Here is a 26,896-nt window from a genome sequence, read left to right as displayed (position 1 = left end):
AATTTTGCTTAGGGAAAATTTGACTTAAGTGTTTGTTTAATAAAAACAACAACATAAAAATTGGCACAGGGATTGCCTATTCATAGCCTGTATCAGGCCGCGATTGACCATCTGGACGACGCATAAAACAACAAGGACATGATTTCATGAATCAGGATAAAAGCCGCGCGTTAATTGCCAGCGGAGAGGCCGCGAAGCGCAGTTTCGCCACCGATAATAGGATTTCAGGGGGATGTGTCGCCTGCGGCTGCGAAATTCTTGTTTATTATCATTATGATTCAGGCGACCCAATCCCGAACGCCCCGTTTCAATTAACCGATAGCAGAAATCACAAGATAGAAGGCAGAACCGACGATAACGGGATGTTTTTTATCCATGATATGGGGTGCGGCACCTTTGAGCTATTACTGGGCGAAGGCAGCGATACGTTTGACCCGCAAAAAACGGTACAGAACAACCCGGTCCTCATGTCAAACCCGAGCTATGCCAGTTTCGCCGGAGAATACTTTTCCCTGTTCGTCATACTGAGAGCACAAGGGCTGGTGGAGTACGGGGCTGTCCAGCAGTCAGTGAGACTGCCGCTCAGTACGATACCGGAACGCTATAAACCCGCGTTAAAACGTTTCTGGGAATTGGAAAGACAGCTCTATAGCCGTGATGGCGAGCTCCAAAGGGAAGTCCGCCGGATCCAACATCAACTGCCCGCAGAGGTGGCAAGCAAGGCAGCCGGTATTGATAACGCGGTGCTGTTGTTCTGTGAGGTGATACTGGGCTGCGTTCCCGTGGTCGGTCAGGCGATGGACGTGTATTTCCTCGGAGAGTGGTGTTGGGCGAGCTATAACGACCCCGGCTTGTTGACCGACCCTCTGCACCAGATTGACGGCGTACTGTGTGTTATCGGCTTTGTGCCGGGCGTGGGGGATGCGCTGAAAGTCAGTGGCAACGCCATAACCAAAGCATTACGTAAGCTGAAAAATACCCAGGGCAGCCATCAGCAGAATATTCAGGAAGCCACGCAGATAATCCGGGGGTTGGATAACGGTAATATCGTCGCCTGGCTCACGAGCATACGTTCGGATATCAAACAGTATGCGGCCAAGGGGAAAGCGCTGCTGGAAACGATGAAAAAGGCGCTGTCTCTGCTGGTGAACGGTGTGTCCGGCGAGCGTAGCTGGATAGTCACGCTGATGGAGGACTGCTTCCAGGCGATGGTGGATGTACTCGACACCTTGCTCTCGTTGTTTGACCAGGTGGCGCAATTCATTGACGCCGAATTTGCTGAATTTATCCCCCAAATCGTCACGCAGGTGATTGCGAGTTCACGTCCCAAAGGGAGCACGGCACTGTCGGCCATGGACGTGCAGAAAGGGGCGTCAGGCGATTATCGGGCGGAGGGTGAAAACGGTATCGCGCTGGCATCCATGCCCATACCGTCAAGACATGGCAGGCATAACAAAGGCAAACTCGGCGTATCTGAGGCAGGCGGCTCCAGAGGAAAACGCCCTGCCACCGGCGCGACACACGCGTCTCAGGCTTCCCCTACTTCCTCTGCGCCATCGCATGCCACACCAGTGGACGCGCTGCCGCGCGCTAAACCGCAAGGCGAGGCGAACAGTGATAAACCCTCACCACAAAAACCTGATGCGGTAAAACGTAAAGACACGCCGCAAGAGAATAAGGAAACGCGCGTGCTCCCGAAGGGCACGCAACCCATCACGCCCGGCGCCAGACATGAACGGCAAGCGGATACCGCCGCGCAGGAAAACGCGCAGCACCAGGACAAGAAGACGAAAGCGGCCCCAGAGAACGGGGAGAGCAAGGGTGACCCGGTTGATATGGCCACCGGGGCGGTGGTGGAGCAACGCACGGATATGCAGATAAGCAGTCCGCTGCCAGTGTCACTGCAACGTTATTATCGTTCCACGGGCGCGCGACATCCCGGTTTACTGGGCACATTGTGGCGTACCAACTGGGATATCAGCCTGACGCTGAACGAGGGCGTCGCGATGCTCATGGACGGGGAATTTAATCAGGCCTTCTTCGCCCTGCCCGATGAAGGGGCGTTCAGTCGCGCACCGTCGAATCCACAATGGCGATTAACCCGCCAGCAGGGGGAACTCGTCCTTCACCATGTCGGTGGCCTGCGCTATCGCTTTGCATATGCCCTCGGCCTCCAGCTTTGTCTGACATCGATTGACGATGCCGTCGGCAACCGGGTGACGTTCGAATGGATGCTGGGCGAACTCCGCTGGGTGACGTTGTCTGACGGGCGTTTGATTCACGTCACAACGGAACACCAGAGGATGACGGCACTGACGCTGTGTACCCCGCAGCGTCAGCCCCTCAAAACGCTGGCCCGTTATACCTATGACGAACACGGCTACCTGCTGAGCGTGCGTGCGGAGGAGGGGCGTAATTTTGACTATCGCTACTCACCGGAAGGCTGGCTGCTGCGCTGGTCGGATTTGGGGTCGACCTGGGTTGAACACGACTACGATAAAAAAGGCCGCGCCATCCGCGACAGAACCGCAGAAGGCTACTGGCCGGGTCATTTTGAATACGACGATGACACCCTGACCAGCCACTATCATAGCGGGTTTGGCGGAATATTCAGCTACGTGCGCGATGCACGTAATAATATCTTGCTCAAACGTACCCCCGACGGCGGTGAGACCCGCTTCGAGTGGGTCGATAACCAGTTGATGGCCGAGACCGACCCGCTGGGCGGTCGCACGGTGTACCAGCGCAATGACTGGGGGCAGGTCACCGCGGTAACGCTGCCTGATGGCGCCATCCATCACTATACGTATGACGATGACGGACACCTGCTGGCCTACACCGACCCGCTGGGCAACGTCTGGCACTATCAGCGTAACGACGCCGGGCAGGTTGTCGAGGTGAACGACCCGGAAGGGCGCGAGTGGCTGTACCGCTATGATGACGCGGGGCTGTTATCGACGGTGATAAGCCCGGACGGCGTATTGCAGCGCTATCACTACAACGCCCGCGGCCTGCTCAGCCGCCTGGAGCGGGATGCGGCGCCAACGGTCCGGTTCCGCTATGACGACTTTGACCGTCTGACCGAACGACACATTGAGCACGAGGCGGGCGTACAGGTGCGCCGCTGGGAATATGACGGCGGGCGCGCCTCACCGGCTAAAGTGGTGTACGAAGACGGCAGCGAGACGCGCTTTGGCTACGATGTGGAGGGCAACCTGACGGCGGTGACGGATGCGCTGGGGCAGCGCTACCAGTTCCGCTACGGGGCGTTCGATAACCTGCTGGACGCGACCGACCCGCTGGGGGCAACGGTGCGCTACCACTACAATGCCGAGGCCGAGTTCGCCGGGGTGACGAACAGTCAGGGACGCGACTGGACCTACGGCTTTGACCACAGCGGTCGACTGAGCGAAGAGCGCCATTACGACGGTCGGGTGTACCAGTATCAGTACGATGTGGCCGACCGGCTGGTGCAGCGCATCGCACCGGATGGCAGCACGCTGCATTATGCGCATGATGCCGCCGGACGCATCATTACTATCACCGCCCGTAACGCGGACGGGGAAACCGACAGCGTCACGGCCTTGAACTACGACGCGGCGGGCCGCTTAATCCGGGCCGCCAACCCGGACGCCGTGGTGGAATACGCCTATAACCGCGCCGGGCAGGTGGTGGCGGAAACCCTTAACGGCGAGGCGGTGCAGAGCGATTATGACGCAGGCGGTCAGCGTGCCAGAGTCGATGGCCTGCTTGCCCCGCTGCACCTGGCGTGGCAGTCTGGGCGGCTGGCGTCGCTGGCAATTGGCGCACACGCACCGTTGCAGTTCAGCCATACGGCCGCGGGCGAAGAGCAGCGGCGTACCAACGGCAACGGGTTCTCGTTACGTCATGACTGGAGCCCGACGGGCCTGTTGCAACGTCAGGCGCTGGAAGGGGCGGATGGTCGGGTGAATGACGTGCTGGAGCGGCGCTACCAGTACGATGTGCTGGACCGTCTGACGGGTATCACAGACAGCCACTGGGGCGAACAGGCGTTCCGGCTGAACGGCGCCGGGCTGGTGACGGCAGAGCGCCGTGACCAAGGACGACGGCGTCAGGCGCGGCTGTTTGGCTACGACAGCGAACAGAACCTGTGCGAGGTGGCGCAGATAGCGCCGGGTCTGGGTGAGACGCTGAAGGTACAGGATGCGGTGGTACAGGCATCGGCACGGTACGATGCGGCGGGCCGGGTGGTCGAGCGGGGCCATACGCAGTACCGCTATGACGACTGTGGGCGTCTGATTGTGAAGCGGGAAACGCGGCCGGGGTTCAGGCCGAAGGAGACCTATTTCGACTGGGACGCGCAGGACCGGCTGGTACGGGTGAGCCTGCCGGACGGGGCGCGCTGGCGCTATCGCTACGATGCGTTCGGGCGCAGAATCAACAAGGTCCGCGAGGGGCAATCCCCGTCGGCGCAGGCGGTCACGCGCGTGGCGTACCGCTGGGACGGCGACCAACTGACCGGTCAGCAGCAGTACCGGGCCGACGGGTCGGCGGCACGGGAAGTGCAGTGGGTATACGAGCCGGGGAGCTTCCGGCCGCTGGCGCAGGTGGAGGCAAAGGGCGGGAGCACGCGCCTGCACTATATCGTGACCGACCTGACGGGCACGGCGCGGGAGCTATGCAGCGAGGAAGGCGAAATCCACTGGCGCGGCGAACAGGCGCCGTGGGGCGGATACCGCGAGGAGCGGCGACCTATCCCGCTGCGGCGCAACCTGGGGGACGCGGCGAACGAGGAAGTCTACTGCGAACTGCGCTATCAGGGGCAATTATACGATGCGGAAACCGGGCTTTACTACAACCGCCATCGTTACTATGATACGGAAAGCGGGCAGTACCTATCGCCCGATCCGATAGGGCTGGGCGGGGGAATAAGGCCACAGGGTTATGTGCATAATCCGCTGGAGTGGGTTGATCCGCTGGGGTTGACTGGGTGTCCGCCTGATCCGAAGAAAATGTCGAGAGCTGAGCGACGGGCAAGGATTAATGAGCTTGCTGAGGCCAATGCTCATCGCAGGTTACAAGAAATGGAAAATGCAAATCCTAGAGCCCACTTCTTAGAAAGACATGGTGCTCAAACATCCTTAGATTCGCAGCTTGGACGAGCAACCGATGGTACCAATCCGACAACGGGTATTCAGCAGCGAACGCCGACAGCAGCAACTCGATTTAATAGTCACAGAGATCAATTAAACTCGATTCAAAGAGCTCAGACGATATATAGGCAATCGGGTGGAAATAAGACCAGTGCGATAGTTCCGTTCGGAAGGGAAATAGGAGAAGGATACAGTAAAATTGGGCCAACATATGGTACATCTAATACTGCGCAAGTGTTTTTAGATCAAAGTGGTCATCCAGTTACTGCATTTCCTATATGGGGGCAATGATGGGGAAAATGAGCCTCGAAACTCAAAAGATATATGACTTGGCAATCAGTGCATTATCTATTCTTGATGAAAATGTTATTAGTGATGATGATTATTATCTGATAAAGGATAAAAACCCTAATATAGAGAGCGAATTGAAATATATTTCAGACACAGTTGTTAAACCATGGTTTTTAGAAAGTGAACCAAGTCGACGGCAACGGATTGTACAATCGTTGATTTTTATTATTGAGAATAATGAAAATGGGGTTGACATCGTTTTTAATGGTGTGAATTTCGTTTTTGATTACGATATAGAAGATAAATTGCTTTTTCTGAAAAGAATAAAGTGTTTTTTTGAAGAGTATATTATTAATAGTGAGTGATTTATTTATAGGGTGGGATACCGGAAGCGATCGTAAAGATCCTTCCGGCTATTTTATTTTTAGCGGCTGGTATTATTACGCCAGCATAGTCTCTATCTCTGCCCGAATAATTATCTTACCGGGCAGCACTTCAATGCTTAACGGCTGGCCGGGTAACCCGCTCAGGGTGAGCCAGTCGCCGCCAGTGTGAGTTCCCCGTTGTCACCCACCCAGTCCGCGCCTTCCGTCTCGCTGCCGTCCAGTTCGGTCATCAGCGCGGCGATATCGGTGTCCTCATCCAGCCGCGTCAGTATCAGCCCGTTGCAGTAGAGGCTGATACGAAACAGCGTCTCGGCGGCAAATCCTGCCTTTGCTACCAGTTCCGTTACGGCGCGTTCGATAACCAGTTGGACGCGACTGGACCTACGGCTTTGACCATAGCGGTCGACTGAGCGATGAGCGCCATTACGACGGTCGGTTGTACCGGTATCAGTACGATGTGCTGGACCGTCTGACGGGTATCACAGACAGCCACTGGGGTGAACAGGCGTTCCGGCTCAACGGCGCCGGGCTGGTGACGGCAGAGCGCCGTGACGAAGGACGACGGCGTCAGGCGCGGCTGTTTGGCTATGACAGCGAGCAGAATCTGTGTGAGGTGGCGCTGATAGCGCCCGGTCTGGGTGAGACGCTGAAGGTACAGGACGCGGTGGTACAGGCATCGGCACGGTACGATGCGGCGGGCCGGGTGGTCGAGCGGGGCCATACGCAGTACCGCTATGACGACTGCGGGCGTCTGATTGTGAAGCGGGAAACGCGGCCGGGGTTCAGGCCGAAGGAGACCTATTTCGACTGGGACGCGCAGGACCGACTGATACGGGTGAGCCTGCCGGACGGGGCGCGCTGGCGCTATCGCTACGATGCGTTCGGGCGCAGAATCAACAAGGTACGCGAGGGTCAATCCCCGTCGGCGCAGGCGGTCACGCGCGTGGCGTACCGCTGGGACGGCGACCAGCTGACCGGTCAGCAGCAGTACCGGGCCGACGGGTCGGCGGCACGGGAAGTGCAGTGGGTATACGAGCCGGGGAGCTTCCGGCCGCTGGCGCAGGTGGAGGCAAAGGGCGGGAGCACGCGCCTGCACTATATCGTGACCGACCTGACGGGCACGGCGCGGGAGCTGTGCAGCGAGGAAGGCGAAATCCACTGGCGCGGCGAACAGGCGCTGTGGGGCGGATACCGCGAGGAGCGGCGACCTATCCCGCTGCGGCGCTACCTGGGGGACGCGGCGAACGAGGAAGTGTACTGCGAACTGCGCTATCAGGGACAATTGTACGATGCGGAAACCGGGCTTTACTACAACCGCCATCGTTACTATGATACGGAAAGCGGACAGTACCTATCGCCCGACCCGATAGGGCTGGGTGGGGGGATAAGGCCGCAAGGGTATGTACATAATCCGCTCACATATGTTGATCCGTTTGGACTAACGCCGAAGGAAGGAAAAACTAAGGGATCTGGGACGATACATGAATTAGATCCTAAAGATATTCGTTTTAGCCAGAGCTCTGTAAATGGCGCCGCTGATTTAACTGATAGTATGAAAAATAATGGATGGGCGGGTGATCCGATTGATGTTGTCAGAATGAGTGATGGAAAATTGACAACTATCGATAATACTAGGGTTTTGGCTGCCTCTAGAGCCGGGATTAATGTTAAGGCTAGAATTCATGAAGCATCAGATGCTTTGCCAAGTGATTTTGTTGAGCGTTTTACAACGAAGAAAGGAACACCTTCAAGTTGGGAAGAGGCGATAAATCTCAGAATTGGGAAGCAAAGTGCAGGATATAGAAATCAATATCCTAGTGGTTCACCTGTAATAGGATCTATGGATTAATATGGAAAAACTATTTTTACAAAATGAATTGCCTGAGTGGTTCTCATATCCTTCTGAATTTACGAGAATAGTTGATCAGGGGTTGCTCGATTTTGATCCTTGGATCATTCTTACAGAAGAGCGTTTAAGAACCAGATTTAATGGTATTAAAAATAGATATCCATCAAGAGATTTAATTCCTTTTGCTCGTCGGGAAGATAATGATGACATTGCATGTTGGGAAAAAGGAAAGGATGGTAAAGTTATTATCATTCACGACTTCTCTAGCGAGGGATATGAAAACGTTCGTGAATTTAATCATTTTTGGGACTGGTTTAGAGATGCGGTTGAAGCAACGATCTCTTATGATGGCGAATAATTAAATAATAGCCGGAAGCGATCACCCGATCCTTCCGGTTTTTTATTTTATGGTCTGGTCAGTCGCTAAAAATTAATCTGCGTCTCAATAATAGTCCTGCCCCAATCCACCGTGACGGTGACGGGCATGCCGGTGATAAAACCGGACTCTTCCAGCCAGCGACCTTTAAGGTTGATGGCAGAGGGCGGGTTGGGTTTACCATTATGCGGGGCGTATCCCACGGTGTAGTAACGCTCTGTTTTGGTTGCTTTATTAACGGTGACGCCTGACTTAGAATGTGCCTTAGCCATAGTAACTACCTCTTTTAGTTGCTTGTGGTGAGCGGGCTGACGTGTTGCAAGCGCGTCAGTTCCGCGTTAACGCCGTTACTTTGCCAGCGCCTGTAACTGCTTCTTGGTTAAAAAGGCATCCAGCAACTTCTTAATCACTTCCTTATCCTCATCTTCTGGGAATATGACGGCGCACGCGCCTCACCGGCGAAAGTGGTATACGAAGACGGCAGCGAGACGCGCTTTGGCTACGATGTGGAGGGCAACCTGACGGGTATCTCAGACAGCCACTGGGGCGAACAGGCGTTCCGGCTCAACGGCGCCGGGCTGGTGACGGCAGAGCGCCGTGACGAAGGACGACGGCGTCAGGCGCGGCTGTTTGGCTACGACAGCGAACAGAACCTGTGCGAGGTGGCGCAGATAGCGCCGGGTCTGGGTGAGACGCTGAAGGTACAGGATGCGGTGGTACAGGCATCGGCACGGTACGATGCGGCGGGCCGGGTGGTCGAGCGGGGCCATACGCAGTACCGCTATGACGACTGTGGGCGTCTGATTGTGAAGCGGGAAACGCGGCCGGGGTTCAGGCCGAAGGAGACCTATTTCGACTGGGACGCGCAGGACCGGCTGGTACGGGTGAGCCTGCCGGACGGGGCGCGCTGGCGCTATCGCTACGATGCGTTCGGGCGCAGAATCAACAAGGTACGCGAGGGTCAATCCCCGTCGGCGCAGGCGGTCACGCGCGTGGCGTACCGCTGGGACGGCGACCAGCTGACCGGTCAGCAGCAGTACCGGGCCGACGGGTCGGCGGCACGGGAAGTGCAGTGGGTATACGAGCCGGGGAGCTTCCGGCCGCTGGCGCAGGTGGAGGCAAAGGGCGGAAGCACGCGCCTGCACTATATCGTGACCGACCTGACGGGCACGGCGCGGGAGCTATGCAGCGAGGAAGGCGAAATCCACTGGCGCGGCGAACAGGCGCTGTGGGGCGGATACCGCGAGGAGCGGCGACCTATCCCGCTGCGGCGCTACCTGGGGGACGCAGCGAACGAGGAAGTGTACTGCGAACTGCGCTATCAGGGGCAATTATACGATGCGGAAACCGGGCTTTACTACAACCGCCATCGTTACTATGATGCGGAAAGCGGACAGTGCCTATCGCCCGATCCGATAGGGTTGCTTGGAGGAATAAGGCCTCAAGGTTACGTTCATAACCCACTGGAGTGGGTGGATCCGTTCGGGTTGGCGGAATCGGGTTGTAAACAGCCGAATAAGCCAGTAGCTGGAAAAATTACTGGTTATACGAAACATGTTTTAAACCAAGCAGTTGGCCGTAATATTGGTAAAGGGGTCAATGCTAAAGATATGCTCGATGCAGTGAAAAACCCTAAAAAAGTTGTAGAAAATGCAAATGGAACAACCCGCTATCAATGTAAAAGGGCAACTGTCGTATTAAATCAAGACGGTAAGGTTGTTACAACATTCGGAAAATCTCGCGGGCCAGAAATTTGGAGTCAAGGAACTAGTCGAGTCTCGGGAGGTGGTTCAGCGCAACGCAGAGCTAATGATCTTGGCTTTAGTTACAACCCCAAAATGATAAGGTGAGGCTATGAATTTTAAGCTAAATCGTGAGGTTATAAATGATCTTCTTGCTTTTATTTCTGACCCTCATATAGCTGGGATATTAAAAGAGAGTGAAGGGGAAATAAAAATAAAAGATATGTATCCGACTGGTAGATATTTTGTTGAGTTTTCTGAACGGGATGTTGATGTTATTTTAGATGAACTGTCGAATGCTATATCTAATGTTGGTATAGGTAATGATGGGGAGATAAATGCATATGGAATCCGAATAGAAAAGTTAATAGACATATTTAATGATGTTTAGATTTTATACTTTAATTGTTAGTTAAAAAGGCCGGAAGCGATCATATGATCCTTCCGGCTATTTTATTTTTATAGGTTGATTAGCCACTACAAATTAATCTGCGTCTCAATAATAATCCTGCCCCGCTCCACCGTGACGGTCACCGGCATGCCGGTGATAAAGCCCGACTCTTCCAGCCAGCGGTTGGCGGGTTGGCGGGTTGGCGTTGTCAGAATAAAAATATATTTTTTTCACGCTGTTATTTTTATAAAAAGGAGTTAGTCATAAATAAATACGTTACTTTTTTAGCGATTACCTTCGTGTTGAGTATGCCATTAGCTGTAACGGGGGAGAGTCGCGATGGCTTGAAGGGATGTTTTAGGATCAGGATAAAGATGCCAGCGCTGAAGGCTTAACGTTTTGCCCGGCAGGACAGTCACTTTATGATTTTATTAAAGCAGCATATGTTGTGGAAGGAAAAGACGACAACCGCGTATCACACTGTATTCCAATGGTGCTTTCACTATTAAAGTCTCTGATAACGGTAATGCGTTATTACCGGGCGACGAGTTGACCAAAACATGGTTGACGAAGAATAAGCCTCACGCCCCGAAAAAGCGGCGTGGGCTAGAAAGATAAACTAGGCGACAGCCTTGCCCTGCTCGTCTTGATCGACAGCGAAGCAGGCGACCTGCTGATCGCCATAGGCTTTCAACTGCGGCTGATGCTGCATGCAGGTGCTAAAGCAGCGCTGGCAGCGGGCGTTGAACGCGCAGCCCGGCGGCGGATTCAGCGGGCTGGGCAGTTCGCCAGTCAGCTTAATGCGCTCGCGGCGTAAATCCGGGTTCAGACGCGGCGTCGCGGACAGTAACGCCTGTGTATAAGGGTGACGCGGGTTGCTGAAAATGGCATCTTTACTGCCCTTCTCGACACAGCGACCCAGATACATCACCATCACTTCATCAGCGATATGCTCGACCACGGACAGATCGTGCGAGATGAAGACGTAAGACAGCCCCAACTCCTGCTGCAAATCCATCATCAGGTTCAGCACCTGCGCACGCACCGATACGTCCAACGCCGAAACCGGTTCATCGGCGATCACCACATCCGGGTCCAGCATCAGTCCACGAGCGATAGCGATACGCTGACGCTGGCCGCCAGAAAACATATGCGGGTAGCGGTCATAATGTTCCGTTTTCAGCCCGACTTTCGCCATCATCGCCAACGTTTTTTCACGGCGTTCGGCTTTTGACAGTTCCGTGTTGATCAGCAGCGGTTCTTCGAGGATCTGTCCGACTTTCTTACGTGGGTTCAGCGATCCGTAAGGATTCTGAAACACGATCTGGATCTTCTGTCGACGCAGCTTCTGCGCTTCGGGATCGGGTTTTAGCAGATCCTGTCCCTGATAGTACAACTCACCTTCCGACGGAATTTCGATCATCGTTAGCAGGCGGCCCAGCGTGGATTTTCCACAACCGGATTCCCCGACTACGGCCAGCGTTTTACCGCGTTCTAGCGTAAAAGATACGCCATCCAGCGCTTTCACCATCCTTTCCGGTGCGAAAAAACCCTTTTTCACCGGATAGTGTTTTTTTAAATCAATCGCATGCAATAAGTATGGCTGCGATGGGGTAATCTGTTCACTCATAGGGTTGGCCTCCCCGCATCATCCAGCGGTGTATGACATTTCACCTGACGACCAGGAATATCGCTTAATTCGGGTTCTTCCCGGCGGCAACGGTCATGCGCATAAGGGCAGCGTGGGTTTAGCAGACAGCCGTTAGGACGATCATATTTCCCTGGCACTACACCCGACAACGATGCCAGCCGGGATTTATCCGTTGCAAACTCCGGCAACGCACGCAGCAACGCCTGAGTATAAGGATGTCGCGGGGCGCGGAAGATATCCGCCGCTTTGCCAGATTCCACCACCTGACCGGCATACATCACGATGATGTGATGCGCCGCTTCTGCCACCAGCGCCAGATCGTGCGTAATCAGAATCAGCGCCATGTTCTCACGCTGCTGCAATTCAAGTAGCAACTCAATGATTTGCGCCTGAATGGTCACATCCAACGCTGTCGTTGGCTCATCGGCAATCAGTAGTTTTGGCCGACAGGCGATCGCCATGGCAATCATCACGCGCTGGCTCATCCCACCGGAAAGCTGGTGTGGATAAATATCGAGGCGCGAAGCCGGATCGGGAATGCCAACCTGCGTCAGCAGGTCAATCGCTCGCTGGCGGCGGGTTTTACGGTTACCGCCCTGATGCACCTTGATGGCTTCCATAATCTGGAAGCCCACGGTATAGCACGGGTTTAGGCTGGTCATCGGATCCTGGAAAATCATCGCGACTTCAGCACCCACCAAATTACGCCGTTCTTTCTCTGAAATTTTCGTTAAATCACGCTGGTTAAACTCCAGCTTGTCGGCCATGACTTTGCCGGGGTAATCAATCAGTCCCATAATCGCCAGCGAGCTGACGGATTTACCGGAGCCGGATTCTCCGACGATACCGACTACCTGCCCTTCTTCCACCTGATAGCTGATACGATCGACCGCCCGAAACGGCAGCCCTTCATCACCAAAGTGAACCGACAATTTATCTATATTGAGCAACGCCATCTCTTCATCCCTATTACTGCTTGAGTTTGGGGTCGAGGGCGTCACGCAAGCCGTCCCCCATCAGGTTAAATGCCAATACCGTCAGTAAGATCGCCAGACCGGGGAACGTCACCACCCACCAGGCGCTTTGCGCAAATTGCAACACATCCGACAGCATGGTGCCCCATTCCGGCGTTGGCGGCTGTGCGCCCATACCGAGGAAACCCAACGCAGCCATATCCAGAATGGCGTTTGAAAAACCAAGCGACGCCTGCACAATGAGCGGTGCCAGACAGTTAGGAAGAATGTTGATGAACATCTGACGCGCCGATCCCGCGCCCGCCACGCGAGAAGCGGTAACATAATCACGGTTGACTTCTGTCAGCACCGCCGCACGCGTCAAACGGACATAATGCGGTAATGCCACGAAGGTCAGCGCCAGCGAAGCGTTCACGATAGAAGGCCCGAAGACGGCCACCAACACCAGCGCCAACAACAGGCTCGGCAGCGCCAGCATAATATCGACAATGCGCATAATGAGCGCATCAACCACTCCGCCGAAATACCCGGCCAGTAGGCCGAAGATCACGCCCAGCACCAGCGACAGCGCGACCACCAGGCAACCGACCAGCAGCGATAGACGGGCGCCATACATCAGACGCGAGAGAATATCGCGTCCGACATCGTCCGTGCCCAAAATATACTGCCAGCTTCCACCTTCTTGCCAGACAGGAGGATGCAGCAATGCATCGCGGAACTGTTCAGCGGGCGCGTGCGGTGCCAGCACGTTGGCGCCAACGGCGACAATCAGCATCAACACAACATAAACCAGACCCGCGACGGCCCCTTTGTTGCGTTTAAAATAATGCCAGAATTCCTGTAGTGGGGTCATCGGCTGTGGTGCGCTACTGACGACAGGTTGAGTGACATGGGTCATCTTAGTCCTCCCCTTATTTCTTATGACGGATGCGTGGATTAACCACACCGTAGAGCACATCCACTAGCAGGTTCACCAGAATAATCATAGTGGCCACCAGCAGCACGCCGCCCTGAACCACAGGATAGTCACGGCGCTGCAATGCATCGATCAACCACCGCCCTAACCCCGGCCAGGAAAAAATCGTTTCCGTCAGGATCGCGCCAGCCAACATGGTGCCGACCTGCAACCCAATCACCGTTACTACCGGCAACATCGCATTACGCAACGCGTGCACGACGATCACACGCAGACGGCTCAGTCCTTTGGCGCGCGCGGTACGGATGTAGTCTTCACCCAGTACTTCCAGCATCGCCGATCGCGTCATACGCACAATGACCGCCAGCGGAATCGTGCCCAGCACAATGGCGGGTAGGATCATGTGTTCCACCGCGTCGATAAAGTCGCCTTCCTCACCCCAGAACAGGGTATCAATCAGCATGAAACCAGTCAGCGGCATGCTGTCATCGAGGAAAATCGTATCGCTGATACGACCAGAAACAGGCGTCAGGTTAAGCTGAACAGAAACCAGCATAATCAGCATCATGCCCCACCAGAAAATGGGCATGGAGTAACCCGTCAGCGCCAGGCCAACGGAGGTATGATCGAAAATAGAACCGCGTTTGACCGCCGCCAATACCCCCACCGGAATGCCAACCGCAATAGCAAACAGCATTGCGCAGACACCGAGTTCCAGCGTCGCTTTGAAGCGAGGCACAAATTCTTCCCACACGGGGATACGGCTCTTGAGGGAGATCCCCAGGTCGCCCTGCAACACACCGCCAATATAGTGAAGATATTGCTGCCAAAGCGGCTTATCCAGCCCCATTTCAGCCAGCAATTGCGCATGGCGCTCGGCGGAAATACCCCGTTCCCCCGCCATGATCATTACCGGGTCGCCCGGAATCATGTGCACGAAGGCGAAGGTTAACAGGGTGATACCAATAAACGTTGGGATAACCAGCCCCAAACGCCGGAGTATGAACTGCAACATATCCCGAACTCTCTATTCATGCCCGTTGGCTCATTGACCGACAGGCTTATCATTGCTCACAAATAAAAATCGCCATTGAGCGATTTTAAGCATCGTATGCGCCGACACGTTTGGTGACGAGCATGACGCTCATCATTGGAATTTCACGGGCAAGAAACCCCGCCTACGCGGATTCCCCAATGAGAAACCGCAAGGTCGGGGTTTTCAATATCCGTGAAATTGAGTGGCAGTATTAATCCAATGTCACGTTATTGAAGCTATGTACGCCACGCGGCTGAACCACATAGCCCTTCACATTGTTACGTACCGGCTCGTAGACGGTAGAGTGTGCGACGATCAATGCCGGAGCCTGTTCGTGCATCACAACCTGCGCCTGTTTGTAAAGTTCGATACGTTTTTCGTGATCGGAAATGGCGCGGGCCGGTTGAATCAGATCTTCAAACGGCTTGTAACACCACTTGGAGTAGTTAGAGCCGTCTTTCGCCGCATCACAGCTAAACAGTGTGGCGAAGAAGTTATCAGGATCCCCATTATCACCGGTCCAGCCCATGAGTACGGTTTGGTGCTCGCCGTCTTTCGCGCGTTTCAGGTATTCGCCCCACTCATAGGTGACAATCTTGGCTTTCACGCCAATTTTCGCCCAGTCAGACTGAATCATCTCCGCCATACGACGTGCGTTCGGGTTGTACGGACGCTGCACCGGCATAGCCCACAGGTCGATAGAGAATCCATCCGCCATACCGGCTTCTTTCAGCAGCGCTTTCGCTTTCTCAGGGTCGTAGCTGTAGTCTTTAACGTCGTTGTTGTAGCCCCACATGGTTGGCGGGATCAGATTCGTTGCCGCTTGCCCTGCGCCCTGATACACCGCCTCGATGATGGCAGACTTGTTGACCGCATAGTTCAGCGCCTGGCGAATCTTAACGTTATCCAGCGGTTTCTTTTCCACATTGTAAGACAGATAGCCGACGTTCAAGCCGGGCTTTTCCATCAACGTGATATCTTTGTCTTCTTTCATACGAGCAAGATCGGCCGGGTTTGGATACGGCATAATCTGGCATTCATTTTTTTGCAACTTGGCGTAACGCACGGATGCGTCAGGGGTGATCGAGAAGACCAGACGATCAACGCCCGGCTTACTGCCCCAATAGCCATCAAAAGCTTTGTACAAAATACGGGAGTCTTTCTGGTATTGCTGTAACTGGAACGGCCCGGTGCCAATAGGATTCAAGTCGATCTTCTCTGGCGTCCCAGCTTTCAGCATATTATCCGCGTACTCCGCTGACATGATAGAAGCGAAGTCCATCGCCAGATCGGCCAGGAACGGCGCTTCGGGGCGATTCAGCACAAAGCGCACCGTATAATCGTCGACTTTTTCGATTTTGCTGATTAAATCCGGCATGCCCATACCTTGATAGTATTCGTAGCTGCCGCCAGACACTTTATGGTACGGGTGGTTAACGTCTTGCTGACGCATGAAGGAGAAAATCACGTCATCGGCGTTGAATTCACGCGAAGGTTTGAAATCCTTGCTGGATTGCCATTTCACGCCTTTACGCAGATGGAAGGTATAGGTTTTACCGTCTTCGCTAATATCCCATTTTTCAGCCAAACCTGGGATGGTATCCGTAGTGCCGTCTTTAAATTCCACCAGGCGGTTATAGATTGGAACCGAGCTGGCATCAAACGTTGTGCCCGAAGTGAACAACTGCGGGTTAAAACCTTCCGGGGAGCCTTCTGAACAGTAAACCAGCGTTTTGGCCTGAACACCTGCCGCGACGGACATCGCGAGCAAGCCTAAGCTGAGCCTCAGCACCCTTGATTTAAATAGGGATTTTTCCATTATATGCTCCATTGTGGATGATGTTGTGTGCTATACCGATTAATTCCAGACAGCGGAGGCGTTTTCACACTGCGGCATGAACACAGTGGACGTAGTGCCTGTTCCGCATTTTGTAATCAACGAGGTAGAGATGGTCAGATCGTTATTTTACGTGCGGCGATCTGTACCCGGCGGCCCGAAGGCAAAATCAAAATAAGAGCGAGAGAAAGGGCAATTGCTACAACCAAGCGGCACCACACCGTTATTAGCGTGATAACCACAACCGCATGGACCTTGCAGCACCCTACCCCATTCACAGACGCTAAATGAAGATGCGATCCTTCAACCACATCGCACTTTCCGCGTTAGTTTCTCTCTATGACGCTCTCAATTTCTCAACTGATGGCTGTAACGTCAATATAAGCTGTAAGGATTTACAAAATTTCCTTACACTTATCAACAAAACAAAAAACCATTAAAACACAAAAATTTAGATTTATATGCTATTTGTGTCATCGTTATTGGTTTAATTTCAACAAACAAAGCAAAAAAAATAGATATTACGACCGATAAAAAAACTATTGAAAACTGGTCTCGGATGTTCAGGATATGAGCACTATTCTTTGTTATAAACGTTAAGAACAGGTGAAAATCCTGATTAGGGATAAGAAATTATAATATTTGACGCAATGCCATAAGAAAACCCATAACTATCTACGCTACATAAAAAAACATCACTTTTCCCTTTCACTGACGTCAAAAGCGTACACTGAGTAACGGATTTTGCAGGAGCAGACGCATAACCAGCGATTTCACTAATGAATAACGAATAAAAAACCGAGAAAACAGGAACGAGGTAAATTCTCGCTGCGATATATTCATCACAGCATTAACCGAAAAATAAGCAGGTCTTCCGACGTTTAACTAATTAAGTTAATTAATGATTTTTTTAAATTAAATAAACCATTAATTAAGGAAATATATAAATAATTAACCAACTAATAAAATGAGCATATTCCATGCTGACATTATCTTCACTCTCTCTGTCACTTTAAGAAGGTAATTTTAATTACAAAATAATAATACAAGTTATTTAAAATAGAGTTGCTAATAAGTTCACAAATACACAAATAACATATTATTTTTAACATTCACTCATGTTAGATTACTTCCTACCGAGATTCATTATCAAATCATCTCCGCCTTCTTTTGTTTTTTATTACTGATTGATAAAAGGCGCTTTTTTATGATTTTGACAATCAATCCTCGCGATTATTGACACAGTTGATACCCAATAAGCATACCAACGTCGATAAAAACAGAGCACTAAAACACGTCGACAAGGATGCACCATCTAAATCGCAATGGCATTACGCAGCATGTGGGCAATGTCTTTTTTATAATCATCATGGCTGAGTGAAAATAATGAAAAAAGTTGAAACAACGCTTCTATGTGAGAATGACCTTACGTCGGAAACGCAAACATCCTTTGTCAGAGATTTCTTTAAAAAGAAAATCGGCGCCGTTCCGATTGCGCTTTTCATCGCGATTGCCGCCATTGTCGCTCTCGCCGCCTATAAAGGATATTTACCTAAAAATATGATTGGTGGATTTGCCATCATCATGACAATGGGGTTTTTACTGGCGCACATTGGCAGCACCATTCCCGTATTTAAGGACATTGGCGGGCCGGCAATTCTATGCCTGATGGTGCCTTCCGTCATGGTGTACTTCAATCTATTCAACGATAACACCTTGAACACCGTTGACCTGCTGATGAAAGAAGCGAATTTTCTGTATTTTGTTATCGCTTGTCTGGTTGTCGGCAGCATTCTGGGCATGAATCGTAAAATCCTGGTGCAGGGGATGATACGCATGTTCGTGCCATTGGTCATCGGCACCATTACAGCGGTCGCCATCGGCTTACTGGTAGGTAAACTGTGTGGCTATAGCGTCTATCACACCTTTTTCTTCATCGTTGTGCCTATCATCGGCGGCGGCATCGGTGAAGGTATCCTGCCATTATCCCTCGCCTATTCGGCAATCCTGGGGCAGACGCCGGATACCTATGTCGCTCAGTTAGCGCCCGCGGCGGTAGTCGGCAATATCTTTGCCATTTTATGTGCCGGTATGCTGTCTCGTCTTGGCATGCGACGTCACGATCTGACCGGTGGAGGCCGGCTGATTCGTAGTGATGAAGATAATAAGATGTTTACCGAAAATGACGGGCCAAAACCCATTGATTTTCACGTGATGGGCGGTGGGCTACTGATGATTTGCGCCTTCTTCATCGTAGGTGGGCTGGTTGAGAAGCTGGTACACATCCCCGGTCCGGTCCTAATGATTCTGATCGCCGTCTTGTGTAAATACGGGCGCATTCTTCCTACTATTATGGAAACGGGCGCGCACAGTGTTTACAAATTTGTGTCCAGCTCTCTGGTTTGGCCGTTAATGATTGGGCTGGGCATGTTATACATCCCTCTGGAGAGCGTCGTTGCGGTATTCTCTGTGGGCTATATCATCGTCTGTGGTTCCGTGGTGTTATCCATGACGCTGGTGAGTTTCCTGGTGGCTCCTTACCTGAACATGTATCCGATCGAAGCTTCCATTGTGACCACCTGCCATAGCGGGCTGGGCGGCACGGGTGATGTGGCTATTCTGTCGGCGTCTAACCGGATGTCTCTCATGCCGTTTGCACAGATCGCGACCCGGATCGGCGGCGCCACCACTGTTATTGCCGCGGCACTATTGCTAAGTTGGGTTGTTTGATTGCTCGCGCCGCGCTTTAGGTTTCCTCGCTGTTAGAGGAAACCTTATCGATCATAGCGGGACTGCGCCAATAATACCTCTTCGATGTTTCTTTCCGCCCATGTGGCCAGCGGCTCGATGGCATCCGATAACGTTTTACCTAATGGGGTCAACGCATATTCTACCGTCACAGGCACGGTTGGGAATGCCTTGCGGGAAAGCAGACCATCTCGCTCAAGCCGCTTTAACGTTTGGCTTAACGCCTTCTGCGACACGCCCTCAATGCCTCGTCGCAGTTGATTAAATCTCATCGGCCCGGTTTTCAGCAAACCAACTATCAATAACGCCCATTTATCAGCCAAACGTTCGAGAATCATTCTCGCCGGACAATGTTGTAGATAAACGTTATAACGCGGCTCGTCTACCACTTGCTCGCCTTCAGCCACTGATATTGTATTCATAGTATATTCGGGTAAACCTAGTATATTAGGGGTAACTTCTTGTTATGTAGGTTTATAATATATACTTTATTACCACTAAAGCCTAACCTGAATCTGAATAAGGAAATGCCATGACGAATATTGCCGTTGTTTACTTCTCTGGATACGGACATACCAAACGCATCGCCGAAAACGTTGCCGAAGGTGCGAATGCCGTGCTCGTTGCCATTGATGCGGAGGGGAATGTCGATGAACAAGGATGGGAAACGCTGAATGCGGCGGACGCCATCATTTTTGGCGCGCCCACGTATATGGGTTCCGTGCCCTGGCAATTCAAGAAATTTGCCGATGCAACGTCCAAAGCGTGGTTTACACGTGCGTGGGAAGATAAGATTTTTGGTGGTTTTACTAACAGCGCGAGTCTAAATGGCGACAAGCAAGTCACGTTAATTTACCTGCAAACACTCGCGTCGCAACATGGTGGGATCTGGGTTAGCCTGGGGTTTGCGCCATCGAATACGCTTGCCGCTACGCGCAATGACGTTAATAACCTCGGCGGATCCGTCGGTCTCCTCGCTCAATCCCCATCGGATGCCGGTGCAGAGGCCATCCCTTCAGGCGATCTGGATACGGCGAAACAGTACGGCGCTCGTGTCGCAGAGATTACCCGTCGTTTCAAAGGCGAATAACACACCACAACGCCAACCTGAGATATCAGGGGCAAAAAAGCACGGTTTATTTATTACTGAGCGGCCTGCTGGTTTACATCACCACGGTTGCCGCTTAACAGGCCGTGTTCAATACGACTCAGCAAACGACCGAAATGAAATTACCCGGCGCACTCTATCATTTGTCTACTGGAACAGACGTTTATTCACAGTATTGGCGTAGTGAGTCCTGCTTTTCCGGTAACAGACGATACAGGTAAACCGGTCGCCCCGTTGAACCGTACAAAATATTGGTGGTTAGAATACGCGTATCAGAGAGGTAGATCAGATACTTACGGCAGGAAACACGGGAAATGCCAATCGCATTCGCCAACATTTCGGTAGAAAATTCGATCCCCTGATTACCTTCAATCCATTCGCAGACGGTACGCAACGTCAAACTCGTCAGCCCCTTTGGTAATTTTTTACGCTCACTCACGGTGTTACCGCCAGTACGGCGGATCAGATTATCAATATCCGATTGGGCGACAAAATCGCGATGATTGAACAATTGGGCCTCTTCGCGATAGGCCGTCAGCGCCTGCTCAAAACGCGAGAATTGGAAAGGCTTTATCAGATAGTCCACGACGCCATAATGGAGCGCTTTTTGATGGTATAGACGTCACTGGCGGAAGAGATAATGATAACGTCCGTCTTCTCACTAAATTCACGGATGGTCGGCAGCAGATCCAACCCATTATCCTGCTGCATGTAGATGTCCAGCAGAACTAAATCGATTTCCAGGTCGGGTTGCATCAGCAGGTTACGCGCCTGCTGCAACGTGGGAACGGTCGCATAGCAGCTAAACCCGGAAACCTGGTTCAGATAAGATTTGTTAAGCTCCGCCACCATGGCATCGTCATCAACAATCAGTACATTAATCATGGTCAAACAGCCTTGCTTACTTGATAAGGAATAGTGACGAAAAACTGGGTGTACACTTCCGGTTCCGATTCAAACTCGATAGTGCCGCCAATCTTCTCCAGACTCTGTTTAGTGAGGTATAGACCAATACCACGCCCACTGCCTTTGGTTGAGAACCCCTGCTCATAAATACGCGCCTGATTCTCCAGAGAAATACCTGGGCCGTCATCGCCCACGGTACAGTGAAGGCGGCCATGCTGGTGATGAAAACTGACGCTGATTTCGCCGTTTTCCTGCCCATCTATCGCGTCCATCGCATTCTCAATCAGGTTACCCAATACGGTAATCAACTCATTCGTGGCATCAATGTCATCGGTATCCGGCAATAGGCTATCCTCACTGATAGTGAGCGTAATACCGAGATCGCGAGCGCGGTTGATTTTACCTAGCAGGAAACCCGCAATGACCGGCGATTTCACCCGGCGAATAATCGAGCCAATCTCCGCCTGATAATTATTGGCGGTCTTCAGAATATAATCTTCCAGTTGCGAGTAATACTTTAGGTGTAACATTCCCAGTATGACATGGAGTTTGTTCATGAACTCGTGCGACTGCGCACGCAGGGCATCCGCATAATAGGACATCCCGCTCAACCTTTGCAGCAACTGGCTGATCTCCGTCTTATCACGGAACGTCGCAATCGCACCTATGATATTGCCTTTGACAAAAACCGGCACGGTATTGGTCAGCAACAGGTGACCATTAACGTTAATCTCTTCATCGCGCCGCGGCATACCGCTCTCCAACACCTGTTTCAGATGCAAATGTTCTAGCCACTGCTCGCCGACGCATTCGGCTGGTTTTGACGCCGATGATTCATCGCTTCTGCCCCTGTTCTGGCGAAATAACCGTTGCGCCTCATCATTGATTACCGTCATACGCCCATTGTGGTCGACAGCGATAACGCCCTCTTTAATGTGTTTCAGCATCGCGTTACGCTGTTCAAACAGGTTCGAGATTTCAAACGGCTCGAATCCCAACATGATACGTTTAAGCACTTTTACCAAAATCAATGTACCCAGCCAGCCGACCAACGCTCCGGCTAGCAACGGCCACGGGATCATCCAGCGATTATCGCTGATCACCTTCTGTACGCTGGTCAAGGCAATCCCCAACGCGACAACGCCAATCTGCCTGTGGTTGTTGTCAAATACCGGGGTGAACACTCTCAGGGCGGGATCGAGCGTCCCCCTGTTGATGGACGAGTTTTCCATGCCTAGCAGCGCCGGGTAAATATCCCGCCCGGCAAAACGTTCGCCAATTCTTTCTGGTTCAGGGTGGCTATGACGTACCGCATCCATATCCGTAACGGTGACAAAGAGCAATTGATTACGTAGCCGGATGGTTTCCGCAGCGCGTTGCACCGCTTGCGGCTGACCAATGCCTTTCAGTTCATCAATAACCACGGGAGAGGCGGCAAACGTGCGAGCGATGGCAAAGGCTTTTTCTCGCAGGTGATCCTCTGAGAGCTGATTAATACGGAAAAACAGGAGGGAATACACCACCAGCAGCACCGCACCCAGCACAACAGACACCATCAGAAACATCGAGGTGCCCAGCTTTAGCGGTGTCTTTTTTTTACCCATGTCATTCTCCGAAGCCACCATAATCATACCGCCATCTTATACTGTTTCATTACGTGCTGTGAGGCTTCGACCCTGTCATAAGGGCAGGGTCGGTGTATGAACGAAGGGATCGGGATTCAATTTTCCGTCTCAGTAAAGCCTGATTTACCAGAAACCCAGCAGTTTCCACCACAGACTGCCTACGCCAAGCCAAATAGGGATGACGACCAGGCTGGACAAGAAGCCGATCTTCCACCAGGTTCCCAACGACATATAGCCCGTACCGAACAATATTGGGGCCGGGCCACCGGAATAGTGCGTCGTGGACATAAACAGGCTACTAAAGATACCGAATACCAGTACCGTCAGCATCGGGGGCGCGCCGGCAGCTAGCGCAATAGAGACGAAAATAGCGTACATCGCGCTAATATGGGCAACCGCACTCGCCATCATATAGTGACTGTAGTAGTAAACCAGCAACAGCAGACCCAACATCGGTAGCCAGTACATTCCGCTAACCGCATTAGCGGCCAGCCCGCCAAACCAGGCAATCAGACCCATCTTGTTAAGCTGACCGGCTAGCGTCATCAGCACAGCAAACCACACTACCGTGTGCCAGGCTTCTTTCTCTCCGATCACATCGTCCCAGGTCAATACGCGACTAAGCAACAGTAAGCTCAAACCGGCCAGCGCGGTCAAGGTAGCGTCGATATTCAGGGTTGAGCCCAAAACCCAGAACGTCACGAGCCCTAAAAACACGATCAATACTATCCACTCATCGCGGGTCATTTTGCCCATCTCATGTAACCTTTCGATGGCAATCGCCCGCATTTCTGATGTTTTCTTAAGTTCTGGCGGGTAAAAACGGTAGAGCAAATAGGGGATCAGCGCCAAAGACAACACGCCCGGCAGCAATGCTGCCAGCGCCCAACTCGTCCAACTGATATGAACACCAAACTGAGAAGCCAGTTTCACCACCATGGGATTACCCGCCATGGAGGTCATGAACATCGCCGAGGTCACGGCGTTACACTGGAAAATGGTCTGCACCAGAAATGCACCAATGCGATTCTGTGTGCCTTTCTCCGGTGTAGAGTCATAGGCTTCAGCAATCGACCGAAATAGCGGCGTGATGATCCCGCCGCATCGGGCGGAGGTAGACGGCATCGCTGGAGCAAAGAGCAGGTCGGTAAACACCAAACCATACGCCAGGCCGAGAGAGCTATTCCCCAGTTTGCTAATGAACAATAGGCCGATACGTCGACCAAAACCGGTTTTAATGAAGCCGCGCGAGATAAAGAAAGCACAGGCGATCATCCAAATGGTGGGGTCGCTAAACCCCGCGAGCACCTCTTTTATGGATAGCAGACCTAATAGGGCGACCGAGGTGAGGCTGAACATCGCCACCGCGCCAAGCGGATAAGGAGAGAGAATCAGACCGACAACCGTAGCAATAAAAATCGCCATGAGGTGCCAGGCATCGGGTTTAACGCCATCGGGAACCGGCAGTAACCATAATCCGCCAGCGATACAAAAGATAATCAAAAGCTTCAGCAACCTGCTGTTATTCGCAGACATAAAAACACCACTCTACATTAAAACGGAATACTCATTTACGACGGATGATCTGGCGGAAGCGTTGGGGCGGTAATATTCTTCCTTCACTACCCTGCTGAAACAACGCAACAGAAATCATCTGCGGGGAAAAGACAAGAAAACAAGAACGCAGGATGGCTCTCGTTGGTTAATATCAAGAGATTGATATATAAATAGTATTATATTATGCAGGGAAAATAGCATTAGTTTAGTTACTAAAGTGGTTCATTAACTTATTTAAATAGCTATCTCGAACGAAACATGCCGTTAAACATTTGATTAGATTTAATAACAACTGACGCTTATCGAACATGAAATTAACGAAAAGCACTAATAATAAATATCCGTGATTAATGATAATATTCTTATTTAGTGCGTGGCGAATTACCTATTCCTGATTTATTTACTCGGGTATTTCTCTATTCATAGGCAAACCACTATTAGCCAATGATGAATTATATTTTTCATTTAACTGATAACATATTGCGCGGTGAGGACGTCAATTAAAAAAAACCGCGCCCGTCTTGAAACGAGCGCGGAGGAGAATCAGGTTAAGATGGCGTTATGATGCATCTTCAGCAGGTTCCTGGCTCAATGCCGGACGACCACCGCCAATGGCAATACGTTGCGGCTGCAGCGCTTCCGGCACTTCGCGGATCAGATCAATATGCAGCAGACCATTTTCAAAATGCGCCTCGGATACATGCAGATGCTCGGCCAGCGTAAAGCTTAGCGTGAAAGGTTTAAACACCAGCCCTTGGTGCAGATATTCTACGTCTTTATCCGTCGGCGCAGGCGTCCCTTTTACGTTCAGACGCGGGCCTTCTACTTCAATGTCCAGATCGCTCTGACGGAACCCGGCCAACGCAAGCGTAATGCGATAGTGGTTATCGTCTTTCTTTTCAATATTATACGGAGGAAAATCAATCGATTCCTGGCCGCCTTGCATTGAGCTGGCTAATTTGTCAAAACCGATCCATTGACGCAATAAAGGTGATAAATCGTAGTTACGCATGATATGACTCCTTCTAAGAAGCGAGATAATAATGCCCATGCGGGCGTACTCTATGCCAGCCACGGCAAGCTGGCTGGCATCGTCCCCATTCGGCAGACGAGATTTTCATTCGCAGTGCTGCCGTTCAGCCTTGTACGCATGTCACGGCGTTGATTTACTTAATTTCAATCCGGCGCGGTTTCATCTCTTCCGGCACGATGCGCTCAAGATCGATGTACAGCAGCCCGTTTTCCAAATTAGCGCCTTTTACCTGAATATGTTCAGCAAGTTGGAATTTGCGCTCGAAATTACGTTCGGCAATCCCCTGATAGAGATAGTTACGGGCAACCGGTTCGCCGGCATGAGCGCCTTTCACACTCAAGAGGTTATCGTGTGCAGTAATGTCCAGTTCCTGCTCGGAGAAACCTGCCACGGCAATCGTAATACGGTATTGGTTCTCGTCAATTCGTTCGACGTTATAGGGAGGATAGCCGCCGTTACTCTGTGTCTGCCCGGCTTCCAGCAGATTAAACAGGCGATCAAAACCAATAGCAGAACGGTACAGGGGCGAAAAGTCGGGGTTACGCATAAAAAAGCCTCCTAAATATGCAGCGAGGATTTACTTTACCTTCCCTAAGGACAGGCTCACTGCCGGAAGAGACACCCTGACGGCGTATCCTTTTCTTCCGGCTTACCATTCATATGGTGACCCTTCTCAGACTTTCAAGACGCAAAAAATGAAAAAAATTTGCGTTTCATGCAATATTCACTCACGCGACAGGCGTTATCACACACACTCAAGAAAGGTGAATTCTGGAACCCGCGATGGCAGCAGGTTATTAATGGATAGGTCATATGGCTATACTAAAGAGCGCATTGTTGTCATTCATCATTACCAGTAGCGGCGCGGCCATGACCAGCGGCTGCTCCAGCGTCATGACGCACACCGGAGGGGATCAGGGCTACTATTCCGGCACACGAGCCAGCGTAGATATGCTGCATGACGACGGTACGAGTTGGGCAATGATGCCGTTAGTCGCTATTGACCTACCGTTTTCAGCCGTTGCCGATACATTACTGCTGCCGTATGACTACTATCGTGCAAAGCGCGGCGAGAATAACTTGTCAACGCGCGACCGTGTTGCACGCAGCGAAGAACAAAATCAGACGGTCAGTACCCAGCTAGCTACTATGCCGACGCCAAAAACGCAGTAAACCGTTCGTTCTCTCGTCAATATGTGCACCCGTCGCAAAACGACGGCATCCACAAACGCCCTCTATTTATCCCTTTCCTCATTAACCGTCAGTTCTGTAAATAGAGATTGATAAGTTTTTATAGCAATAAACGGCCTTTATTTATTTCTATAAAGATTATTA

19 protein-coding genes and 4 pseudogenes are annotated in these 26,896 nt (G+C 51.8%); 9 read left to right on the top strand and 14 right to left on the bottom strand.

The features are described 5' to 3' along the window. Positions 1-146 precede the first annotated feature (146 nt). Together RFN81_RS00335 and RFN81_RS00330 are read left to right on the top strand one after the other, a co-directional pair. Complete coding sequence (locus tag RFN81_RS00335) at positions 147-5,426, top strand: RHS repeat-associated core domain-containing protein (RefSeq protein WP_264497288.1); 5,280 nt, start codon at positions 147-149, stop codon at positions 5,424-5,426. A gap of 8 nt (positions 5,427-5,434) precedes the next feature. Further along, entirely contained in the window at positions 5,435-5,791 is a 357-nt protein-coding gene (locus tag RFN81_RS00330; protein ID WP_264497287.1) for a hypothetical protein, read from the top strand. Positions 5,792-5,866: 75 nt separating this feature from the next. Here RFN81_RS00330 and RFN81_RS00325 read toward each other — a convergent pair. After that, positions 5,867-6,177 (bottom strand): annotated as a pseudogene (locus tag RFN81_RS00325) (SymE family type I addiction module toxin). A 71-nt stretch (positions 6,178-6,248) separates the two neighbouring features. Here RFN81_RS00325 and RFN81_RS00320 point away from each other — a divergent pair. Next, a pseudogene (locus RFN81_RS00320) lies at positions 6,249-7,260 on the top strand (RHS repeat-associated core domain-containing protein); the annotation flags it as partial. A gap of 402 nt (positions 7,261-7,662) precedes the next feature. Further along, positions 7,663-8,019 (top strand): hypothetical protein, encoded by a 357-nt coding sequence (locus RFN81_RS00315; RefSeq protein WP_264497286.1) that lies wholly within the window; start codon positions 7,663-7,665, stop codon positions 8,017-8,019. Positions 8,020-8,084: 65 nt separating this feature from the next. Here RFN81_RS00315 and RFN81_RS00310 read toward each other — a convergent pair whose 3' ends face one another. Then, positions 8,085-8,309, bottom strand: a complete 225-nt coding sequence (locus RFN81_RS00310; RefSeq protein ID WP_264497285.1) for a type I toxin-antitoxin system SymE family toxin — start codon at positions 8,307-8,309, stop codon at positions 8,085-8,087. A 219-nt stretch (positions 8,310-8,528) separates the two neighbouring features. Here RFN81_RS00310 and RFN81_RS00305 point away from each other — a divergent pair. Together RFN81_RS00305 and RFN81_RS00300 are read left to right on the top strand one after the other, a co-directional pair. Further along, positions 8,529-9,887 (top strand): annotated as a pseudogene (locus RFN81_RS00305) (RHS repeat domain-containing protein); the annotation flags it as partial. Positions 9,888-9,891: 4 nt separating this feature from the next. Continuing rightward, positions 9,892-10,170 carry a hypothetical protein gene (locus RFN81_RS00300; protein ID WP_264497284.1) on the top strand — a complete coding sequence of 93 codons (279 nt, stop codon included), beginning with the start codon at positions 9,892-9,894 and terminating at the stop codon, positions 10,168-10,170. Positions 10,171-10,256: 86 nt separating this feature from the next. Here the strand turns inward: RFN81_RS00300 and RFN81_RS00295 are convergent, their stop codons facing one another. From RFN81_RS00295 to dppA, 6 genes are all read right to left on the bottom strand, one after another. Continuing rightward, positions 10,257-10,346 carry a SymE family type I addiction module toxin gene (locus RFN81_RS00295; RefSeq protein WP_232487482.1) on the bottom strand — a complete coding sequence of 30 codons (90 nt, stop codon included), beginning with the start codon at positions 10,344-10,346 and terminating at the stop codon, positions 10,257-10,259. A gap of 443 nt (positions 10,347-10,789) precedes the next feature. Beyond that, a complete protein-coding gene (dppF, locus tag RFN81_RS00290) occupies positions 10,790-11,800 on the bottom strand; it encodes a dipeptide ABC transporter ATP-binding subunit DppF (protein WP_264497283.1) in 1,011 nt (336 codons plus the stop codon). Further along, positions 11,797-12,777, bottom strand: coding sequence for a dipeptide ABC transporter ATP-binding protein (gene dppD / locus RFN81_RS00285; protein WP_264497282.1), 981 nt, complete (start codon positions 12,775-12,777; stop codon positions 11,797-11,799). Before dppD ends, dppF begins: the two co-directional genes overlap by 4 nt. Before the next feature lie 13 nt (positions 12,778-12,790). Continuing rightward, complete coding sequence (gene dppC / locus RFN81_RS00280; protein ID WP_264497281.1) at positions 12,791-13,693, bottom strand: dipeptide ABC transporter permease DppC; 903 nt, start codon at positions 13,691-13,693, stop codon at positions 12,791-12,793. A 13-nt stretch (positions 13,694-13,706) separates the two neighbouring features. Beyond that, positions 13,707-14,726 carry a dipeptide ABC transporter permease DppB gene (gene dppB / locus RFN81_RS00275; RefSeq protein WP_264497280.1) on the bottom strand — a complete coding sequence of 340 codons (1,020 nt, stop codon included), beginning with the start codon at positions 14,724-14,726 and terminating at the stop codon, positions 13,707-13,709. A 232-nt stretch (positions 14,727-14,958) separates the two neighbouring features. Beyond that, positions 14,959-16,566 (bottom strand): dipeptide ABC transporter periplasmic-binding protein DppA, encoded by a 1,608-nt coding sequence (dppA, locus tag RFN81_RS00270; RefSeq protein ID WP_264497279.1) that lies wholly within the window; start codon positions 16,564-16,566, stop codon positions 14,959-14,961. A 1,404-nt stretch (positions 16,567-17,970) separates the two neighbouring features. Between dppA and RFN81_RS00265 the strand changes: the two genes are divergently transcribed. Continuing rightward, entirely contained in the window at positions 17,971-19,314 is a 1,344-nt protein-coding gene (locus RFN81_RS00265) for a 2-hydroxycarboxylate transporter family protein (RefSeq protein WP_264497278.1), read from the top strand. Between the two features lie 44 nt (positions 19,315-19,358). Here the strand turns inward: RFN81_RS00265 and RFN81_RS00260 are convergent, their stop codons facing one another. Beyond that, the gene (locus RFN81_RS00260; protein ID WP_264497277.1) at positions 19,359-19,754 is read right to left on the bottom strand and encodes a winged helix-turn-helix transcriptional regulator; all 396 of its coding nucleotides are present in this window, start codon (positions 19,752-19,754) and stop codon (positions 19,359-19,361) included. Positions 19,755-19,864: 110 nt separating this feature from the next. On the opposite strand from RFN81_RS00260, the gene RFN81_RS00255 reads away from it, so the two are divergent. Further along, on the top strand, positions 19,865-20,422 hold the full coding sequence (locus RFN81_RS00255) for a flavodoxin family protein (protein ID WP_264497276.1): 558 nt from the start codon (positions 19,865-19,867) through the stop codon (positions 20,420-20,422). A 181-nt stretch (positions 20,423-20,603) separates the two neighbouring features. Here RFN81_RS00255 and dcuR read toward each other — a convergent pair. The 5 genes and pseudogenes from dcuR to ibpA form a co-directional block, all read right to left on the bottom strand. Next, positions 20,604-21,325 (bottom strand): annotated as a pseudogene (dcuR, locus tag RFN81_RS00250) (two-component system response regulator DcuR). 2 nt (positions 21,326-21,327) lie between these two features. After that, on the bottom strand, positions 21,328-22,950 hold the full coding sequence (locus RFN81_RS00245) for a sensor histidine kinase (RefSeq protein ID WP_264497275.1): 1,623 nt from the start codon (positions 22,948-22,950) through the stop codon (positions 21,328-21,330). 144 nt (positions 22,951-23,094) lie between these two features. Then, on the bottom strand, positions 23,095-24,507 hold the full coding sequence (locus RFN81_RS00240) for an anion permease (RefSeq protein ID WP_264497274.1): 1,413 nt from the start codon (positions 24,505-24,507) through the stop codon (positions 23,095-23,097). Positions 24,508-25,087: 580 nt separating this feature from the next. Then, positions 25,088-25,540: a small heat shock chaperone IbpB gene (ibpB, locus tag RFN81_RS00235; RefSeq protein ID WP_264497273.1), complete on the bottom strand. Its 453-nt coding sequence runs from the start codon at positions 25,538-25,540 to the stop codon at positions 25,088-25,090. Between the two features lie 154 nt (positions 25,541-25,694). Next, positions 25,695-26,108 (bottom strand): small heat shock chaperone IbpA, encoded by a 414-nt coding sequence (gene ibpA, locus RFN81_RS00230; protein ID WP_264497272.1) that lies wholly within the window; start codon positions 26,106-26,108, stop codon positions 25,695-25,697. Positions 26,109-26,374: 266 nt separating this feature from the next. On the opposite strand from ibpA, the gene RFN81_RS00225 reads away from it, so the two are divergent. After that, on the top strand, positions 26,375-26,734 hold the full coding sequence (locus tag RFN81_RS00225; protein WP_264497271.1) for a YceK/YidQ family lipoprotein: 360 nt from the start codon (positions 26,375-26,377) through the stop codon (positions 26,732-26,734). The last annotated feature ends 162 nt before the right edge of the window (positions 26,735-26,896 follow it).

Source organism: Pectobacterium cacticida (genome assembly GCF_036885195.1).
GTDB lineage: Bacteria > Pseudomonadota > Gammaproteobacteria > Enterobacterales > Enterobacteriaceae > Pectobacterium > Pectobacterium cacticida.
The sequence above is the reverse complement of the archived record's forward strand: the minus strand, read 5'-3'. Positions and strand labels throughout refer to the sequence as shown.